The sequence below is a fragment of the Mycolicibacterium hodleri genome, from assembly GCF_025822245.1.
GTDB classification, from domain to species: Bacteria; Actinomycetota; Actinomycetes; order Mycobacteriales; family Mycobacteriaceae; genus Mycobacterium; species Mycobacterium hodleri.
The window spans coordinates 1-1,318 of record NZ_JACKTL010000001.1; the positions used below are offsets into that span (position 1 = coordinate 1).

1 pseudogene is annotated in these 1,318 nt (G+C 58.1%); it reads right to left on the reverse strand.

The features are described 5' to 3' along the window. Positions 1 to 573 precede the first annotated feature (573 nt). Positions 574 to 1,091, reverse strand: a pseudogene (locus H7J06_RS00005) (MarR family winged helix-turn-helix transcriptional regulator). Between the last annotated feature and the right edge of the window lie 227 nt (positions 1,092 to 1,318).

Below are 1,318 nucleotides of genomic sequence, written 5' to 3' on the forward strand. Positions count from 1 at the left end.
TGCAGGAGAATGAGGTCCGGACCTTCCCCTGCCTGAATTGTCCTGGTACGGACGCCGTCGACATCTACGAAGCGTGTTTCCGCTCCAAGCAAGCTCACACAAATTGAAGCGTCTTTGAGCAACCTTCGACGTCCTCTCAGCCAGTACAGTACCCAGTTTTTATCATACTTCCCGAATATCTGCAAGGTAGAAATTTAGGCTTCTGTGTAAATCGACCCTCGAAGGGGAGACGATGCCCACGTCAAGCGGGCGCAGCGGTGCGGCTGGCGACGCAAACTGTCGACCATCACATCGACACAGTTCTTCGCTGCGGTCGTGCAGCGTCGTATCAATAATTCTTTCTGTGCTGCAATGTCATTCGCACCTCGCGACAAACCCTGAACGCCACGCGGACTGCCACGTTTCACCAAGGTCGGACGCAACCTAGCCGACGAGCGAACGTTCTTCTCGGGAGTACTCACTACCTGAGTGCACCCGATAGATCCCTCAGTTGGAGCCGTGGATGCCAAGCGAGGACCGGTGAGTGGACGTCAGCACCGTAGCGGCGTCGACCGTCCTATACCCGGGGACCGATCAGGAGGTGCGCTGGCCACTCGGGTAGTTCTCCAAGCAATCTATTAGTTCGTTCAGTCGTGCAAGCAGCTGCTGCCTGTGTCGCGGGTTGATACCGGCAAAGAGTCTCTGCAGAAAGTCGTAATGACCGGGCAGAAACTCGGTCATGAACTGATCGCCCTTCTTCGATATCGCGACCACAACCGGCGCCGATCGCGGGGATTCACCTTGCGTGTGACAAAACCTGCCTTGGTCAGCGTGTCCACCACGCTCGTCAGGCTGGCTTGGCGTACAGAAATAGAGTCCGCTAGTGCGCCCATCGTCATCGGCCTCTCGGCCCGCTTGAGGACGGTCAGAACGTTGAACTGGCTCATCGAGAGGTCGACCGGGGCCAACTCCTCGGCGGCGACCCGACCGAAGGCGGTCACGGCACGGTAGAGCGCGAGCGGGAGCGCCAACGAAGAGGGGTCGTGATCGGGTCCGGCTTCGCGGGTCTTGGCCGCGACCTGTGCGGCCATCGTCAACTTCTCGGTACTCATGAAGTCCCTTGCAACGTTGATCAGCGGTTCGGCAGACATCTCCACCCGGGTGCCGATCATACCGGCAAATGGCTGGTGGTCTTTCTTTCCGCTCACCGATATTCGACCCGTTAACAATTCAGTTAGCTATACAGCGTGACGGGGGTCGCACTCAAGACGTAGGGGTTCACTTCGGAGGCATCGACCGGATTCGCTGAAGAAGTTCTGTGCTTTCGGGGTAGGCACGG